Annotated in this window: 6 protein-coding genes; 4 read left to right on the top strand and 2 right to left on the bottom strand. The window is 67.3% G+C overall.

What is annotated here, in order from left to right:
* On the bottom strand, positions 1-455 hold a 455-nt coding region (locus tag G3N98_RS37870; RefSeq protein WP_241026258.1), incomplete at its 3' end, for an amidase.
* A gap of 69 nt (positions 456-524) precedes the next feature.
* Complete coding sequence (gene gatC, locus G3N98_RS37865) at positions 525-824, bottom strand: Asp-tRNA(Asn)/Glu-tRNA(Gln) amidotransferase subunit GatC (protein ID WP_089426585.1); 300 nt, start codon at positions 822-824, stop codon at positions 525-527.
* Positions 825-1,191: 367 nt separating this feature from the next.
* On the opposite strand from gatC, the gene G3N98_RS37860 reads away from it, so the two are divergent.
* The 4 genes from G3N98_RS37860 to mrdA form a co-directional block, all read left to right on the top strand.
* A complete protein-coding gene (locus G3N98_RS37860) occupies positions 1,192-2,235 on the top strand; it encodes a rod shape-determining protein (protein WP_004189550.1) in 1,044 nt (347 codons plus the stop codon).
* 125 nt (positions 2,236-2,360) lie between these two features.
* Positions 2,361-3,431, top strand: coding sequence for a rod shape-determining protein MreC (gene mreC / locus G3N98_RS37855; RefSeq protein WP_089426586.1), 1,071 nt, complete (start codon positions 2,361-2,363; stop codon positions 3,429-3,431).
* A complete protein-coding gene (gene mreD / locus G3N98_RS37850; RefSeq protein WP_060255153.1) occupies positions 3,428-3,940 on the top strand; it encodes a rod shape-determining protein MreD in 513 nt (170 codons plus the stop codon). The genes mreC and mreD overlap by 4 nt, the downstream gene beginning before the upstream one ends.
* 113 nt (positions 3,941-4,053) lie before the next feature.
* Positions 4,054-6,116 (top strand): penicillin-binding protein 2 (gene mrdA, locus G3N98_RS37845; RefSeq protein WP_206150982.1); only part of this gene is annotated, 2,063 nt, incomplete at its 3' end.

Here is a 6,116-nt window from a genome sequence, read left to right as displayed (position 1 = left end):
CCCGAGCTGCCGCCCGGCACCGCATTCGTGTCCCACGGGTTCTTCACCGCGCCGAACGCCGAATTCTCGTTCGACGAGCCCATCGCGAACTCGTCCATGTTGGTCTTGCCGAGCGTGACCATGCCGGCCGCCTGCAGGCGGGCGACGACGGTCGCGTCGAACGGGCTCTCGTAGTTCGCGAGCATCTTCGAGCCGGCGGTCGAGTGCCAGCCGCGCGTGACGAAGACATCCTTGTGCGCGATCGGCAGGCCGGTGAGCGCACCGCCCGCGCCGCGCGCGAGCTCGGCATCGGCGGCTTTGGCCTGCGCGAGGGTGAGATCGGCGTCGACGTGGACGAACGCGTTCAGGTCGCGCGCGGCTTCGATCCGTTTCAGGTAGAGCTGCGCGAGCTCGACGGCCGAGCATTCCTTGGCGGCGAGCGCGGCGCGCAGTTCGGTCAGGCTTTTTGCGTGCATTGAGTGGTTTTCCTGGGAATTCTGGGTGGCGCGCGGCGCAGCGGCGGCGGCGCGCTTGTCATCGAATGCTTACTCGATCACCTTCGGCACGAGATAGAGGCCGTCCTGGACGGCCGGCGCCGGACGCTGGTTGTCGTCGCGATTGACGACTTCCGTCACGGCGTCGTCGCGCAGGCGCTGCGCGACTGCCTGGATCTGTTCGATCGGGTGGGCGAGCGGCGCGATGCCGGCGGTGTCGACCGCCTGCATCTGCTCGACGAGGCCGAAGAGTTCATTGAGCTGGCCGAGCATGTGCTCGGCGTCGGCGTCGGCCATTTCGAGTCGCGCCAGGTGCGCGATGCGTTTCACATCGGTCAGGGTCAGGGCCATGCGATCACCGGAAAAACAAGGCTGCGCAGCGCATCAAAAGCAGCGCTGCGGCGGGGGGTTGGAGGGTGCGATCCCACCCTCAAAAATCGGGGCCGAAGCGGCAAAAATACCGCCCGTTTCGATTCAAATACCGTGAAATTATAAGGTATCATTACGCGTTCGACCCAAACCCGGCAGCCTTTTCCCGCACCGTTTCGCCCCGCTTCGGCAGGCCGTGCGTGCATCGTGCGATCCCCGGTAGACATCACTCGCAGCTTCGTGCGCCGCGGCGGCCGCTTCCGCCACGCTTCCCGAGGCTGTTATTTTTTCCGCTGCCGCCCTCAGCGCTCGCTATGCAGGGCCGGCCCAGAGCGAAACAGGATTCTGAATGTTCGGTTTTTTGCGCAGCTACTTCTCCAACGATCTCGCGATCGACCTCGGCACCGCAAACACCCTGATCTACATGCGCGGCAAGGGCATCGTGCTCGATGAGCCCTCCGTCGTGTCGATCCGCCAGGAAGGCGGCCCCAACGGCAAGAAGACCATCCAGGCAGTCGGCAAGGAAGCCAAGCAGATGCTCGGCAAGGTGCCGGGCAACATCGAGGCGATCCGCCCGATGAAGGACGGCGTGATCGCCGACTTCACCGTCACCGAGCAGATGATCAAGCAGTTCATCAAGACGGCCCACGAGTCGCGCATGTTCTCGCCGTCGCCGCGCATCATCATCTGCGTGCCGTGCGGCTCGACCCAGGTCGAGCGCCGCGCGATCAAGGAAGCCGCGCACGGCGCCGGCGCCTCGCAGGTCTACCTGATCGAAGAGCCGATGGCCGCTGCGATCGGCGCGGGCCTGCCGGTGTCGGAAGCCACCGGCTCGATGGTCGTCGACATCGGCGGCGGCACGACGGAAGTCGGCGTGATCTCGCTCGGCGGCATCGTGTACAAGGGTTCGGTGCGCGTCGGCGGCGACAAGTTCGACGAGGCGATCGTCAACTACATCCGCCGCAACTACGGGATGCTGATCGGCGAACAGACCGCCGAGGCGATCAAGAAGGAAATCGGCTCCGCGTTCCCGGGCTCCGAAGTCAAGGAAATGGAAGTGAAGGGCCGCAACCTGTCGGAAGGCATTCCGCGCAGCTTCACGATCTCCAGCAACGAAATCCTCGAAGCGCTGACCGATCCGCTGAACCAGATCGTGTCGTCGGTGAAGATCGCGCTCGAACAGACGCCGCCGGAACTCGGCGCCGACATCGCCGAACGCGGGATGATGCTGACGGGCGGCGGCGCACTGCTGCGCGACCTCGATCGCCTGCTCGCGGAAGAAACCGGCCTGCCGGTGCTCGTCGCGGAAGATCCGCTCACCTGCGTCGTGCGTGGTTCGGGCATGGCGCTCGAGCGCATGGACAAGCTGGGCAGCATCTTCTCGTACGAGTGATCGTCCAGGCAGTTCCCTGACATGACGCAACCGCGGCGTGGCCGGCTCGCTCGTTTAGAACGAACCGCCGCGCCGTTTGCGCGTCTGAGCATCATTTAACCGATCATTCGCGCCCGGCGCCGACCATGGAATACAGTCCGCCGCCCCTCTTCAAGCAAGGTCCGCCCGCGCTCGCGCGGCTCATCTTCTTCGTTGCCCTCGCCATCGCGCTCCTCGTCTCGGACGCGCGCTTCAGCACGCTCGAAATCGTCCGCGGCGTGCTCGGCACCGTGCTCTATCCGCTGCAGCGCGCCGCGCTCGTGCCGCGCGACCTGTTCATGGGCGCGGCCGACATCGCCGTCACCGGCGCATCGCTGCGCCACGAGAACGACGACCTCCGCAAGCGCAACCTGCAGCTGTCCACGCAAGCCAACCAGGCCGCCGTGCTCACGCAGGAGAACGCGCACCTGCGCGCGGTGCTCGAACTGCGCCAGCACATCGCGACGCAATCGACGCCGGCCGAGATCCAGTACGACACGAGCGATCCGTTCACGCAGAAGATCGTAATCGGCCAGGGTTCGCAGCAGGGCATCCAGAACGGCGCGCCCGTCGTGAGCGAAAACGGCGTGGTCGGCCAGGTCACGCGCGTGTTCCCGCTGCAGTCCGAAGTCACGCTGGTCACCGACCGCGATCTCGCGATTCCCGTGCAGGTGCTGCGCACCGGCCTGCGCAGCGTGATCTACGGCACGCCGAAGGGCGATTCGCTCGATTTGCGCTTCGTGCCGACCAGCGCGGATCTCGTCGTCGGCGACGAGCTCGTCACGAGCGGCCTCGACGGCGTCTATCCGCCCGGCCTGCCGGTCGCGAAGGTCGTGCGCGTCGACAAGCTCGCCGATACGGCGTTCGCGCGCGTGACCTGCGCGCCGATCGCCGCCGTGCGCGGCGCGCGCCAGATGCTCGTGCTGCATTACCAGAACGACATCCCGCCGCGTCCGGCCGAGCCCGATCCGGCCGCCGACAAGAACGCGAAGGGCAAGAAAGGCGCGAAAGCCGCCGCGAAGGGCGAGAAGAGCGAGAAGGCCGACAAGGCTGACGCGAACGCGAAGCCCGCCGCCGCGGCCCAGCCCGGCGCGAAGCCTGCGGCGCCGGCCGCGCCGGCCAAGCCCGCCGCCACGCCCGCGAAGCCCGCGGCCGGGCAATCAGGAGCCCAGCGATGAATCGCCCGCAATACATCCTGCAGCCGGTCAATCCGTACTTCATCGTCTTCAGCCTCGCCGCCGCGTTCCTGCTGAACCTGATGCCGTGGGGCCGCCTGCCCGGCGTGCCCGACTTCGTCGCGCTCGTGCTGCTGTTCTGGAACATCCACCAGCCGCGCAAGGTCGGGATGGGCGTCGCGTTCGCGCTCGGCATCCTGATGGACGTGCATGACGCGGGGCTGCTCGGCGAGCATGCACTCGCCTATACGCTGCTGTCGTACGGCGCGATCACGATCCACCGCCGCGTGCTGTGGATGCCGATCGGCGTGCAGGTGCTGTACGTCACGCCGCTCCTGGTCGTCGCGCAGCTCGTGCCGTTCCTGATCCGCCTCGTGATGGGCGCCGCGTTCCCGGGCTGGCGCTACCTGGTCGACGGCTTCGTCGAAGCCGCGCTGTGGCCGATCGCGAGCCACCTGCTGCTGATGCCGCAACGCCGCCCGGTCGATCCGGACGATACGCGCCCCATCTGAGCCAGGGCCTGCCTTGAATACCCGCCGCCTCCACGCCCGCCGCGCGCCGCGCTCCGGGGCGGCACCTCGCCCGCGCCCGCACGCCGTGCGCGGGCCAGATAGACCTTAGCCGCATGACCGAATTCAACGACACCCAACAGCAGCTCTCGAAGTTCCGCCTGCGCGTCGCGGCGGCGGGCGTGTTCGTGTTCGTCTGCTTCGGGCTGCTCGCGAGCCGCTTCTTCTACCTGCAGTTGATGCAGCACGGCAAATACGCGCTGCAGGCCGAGGAAAACCGCATCTCCGTCGCGCCGATCGTGCCGAACCGCGGGATCATCACCGACCGTAACGGCGTGATCCTCGCGAAGAACTATTCGGCGTACACGCTCGAGATCACGCCGTCGAAGCTCGACGACACGCTCGACAACACGATCGACAAGCTGTCCGAGATCATCCCGATCGACGCGCGCGACCGCCGCCGCTTCAAGAAGCTGCAGGAAGACTCGAAGAACTTCGAGAGCCTGCCGATCCGCACCCGCCTCACCGACGCCGAAGTCGCGCGCTTCACCGCGCAGCGCTTCCGCTTCCCCGGCGTCGACGTGCGCGCACGGCTGTTCCGGCAATATCCGCTCGGCACGACGGCCGCGCACGTGATCGGCTACATCGGCCGGATCTCGAAGCGCGACCAGGATCGCATCGACGCGATGAGCGACGACAACGACAGCGATCAGGAAAACTACGATCCGCGCCGCGACGCGAACAACTACAAGGGCACCGACTACATCGGCAAGATCGGCGTCGAGCAGAGCTACGAGACCGAGCTGCACGGGCTGACGGGCTTCGAGGAAGTCGAGGTGACGGCCGGCGGCCGGCCGGTGCGCACGCTGTCGCGCACGCAGGCGACGCCCGGCAACAACCTCGTGCTGTCGCTCGACATCGGGCTGCAGCAGGTAGCCGAGCAGGCGTTCGCCGGCAAGCGCGGCGCGCTGGTCGCGATCGAGCCGAAGACGGGCGACGTGCTCGCGTTCGTGTCGTCGCCGAGCTTCGACCCGAACTCGTTCGTCGACGGCATCGACCAGCAGACCTGGGACGAGCTGAACAACTCGACCGACAAGCCGCTCCTGAACCGCCCGCTGCACGGCACCTACCCGCCCGGCTCGACGTACAAGCCGTTCATGGCGCTCGCCGGCCTGACGCTCGGCAAGCGCACGCCGGGCTGGGGCTTCCAGGATCCCGGCTACTTCACGTTCGGCGGCCACACGTTCCGCAACGACGTGCGCTCGGGCCAGGGCTGGGTCGATATGAACAAGGCGATCATGGTGTCGAACGACACCTACTTCTACATGCTCGCGCGCGACCTCGGCGTGAACTCGATCGCGAACTTCATGAAGCCGTTCGGCTTCGGCCAGATCACCGGGATCGACATCCAGGGCGAGGCGCGCGGGATCCTGCCGTCGACCGACTGGAAGAAGAAGGCGTTCAAGAAGGCCGCGCAGCAGAAGTGGTTCGACGGCGAGACGATCAGCCTCGGGATCGGCCAGGGCTACAACTCGTTCACGATCCTGCAGCTCGCGCACGCGACCGCGACGCTCGCGAACAACGGCGTCGTGATGAAGCCTCACCTCGTGAAGGAAGTCGAGGATCCGATCACGCGCGGGCGCCGCCTGACCGTGCCGAAGGAAAGCGAAACGATCCCGCTCAAGCAGGCCGACATCGACGTCGTGAAGCGCGGGATGGAGAACGTGATCGAGAACCCGTCCGGCACCGCGTACAAGGTGTTCCGCGGCGCGCCGTACCTCGCCGCCGGCAAGACCGGTACCGCGCAGGTGTTCTCGCTGCAAGGCTCGAACTACAAGGGCCACCTGCTCGCCGAGCACCTGCGCGACCACGCGCTGTTCATCGCGTACGCGCCGGTCGACCATCCGCAGATCGCCGTCGCGCTGGTCGTCGAGAACGGCGGCTGGGGTGCGCAGGCCGCCGGCCCGATCGCGCGCCGCGTGCTCGACTTCTTCCTCGTCGACCGCCAGAACCCGCAGAACGAGGCCGCGGCCGTGGCTGCCGCGGCGTCGGCGACCGAACCCATCAACGCACCGGTGATCGGCGACGCGAACAAGCCGGCTGCCGTCGCGGCCGGCTTCACCGCGCTGCCGCAGCCGGTCGTGCCGACCGCGGCCAGCGCGGCGGAAGCAGCATCGGC

The sequence above is a fragment of the Burkholderia sp. Tr-20390 genome (assembly GCF_017104595.1).
In the GTDB taxonomy this organism is placed as follows: domain Bacteria; phylum Pseudomonadota; class Gammaproteobacteria; order Burkholderiales; family Burkholderiaceae; genus Burkholderia.
The sequence above is the reverse complement of the archived record's forward strand: the minus strand, read 5'-3'. Positions and strand labels throughout refer to the sequence as shown.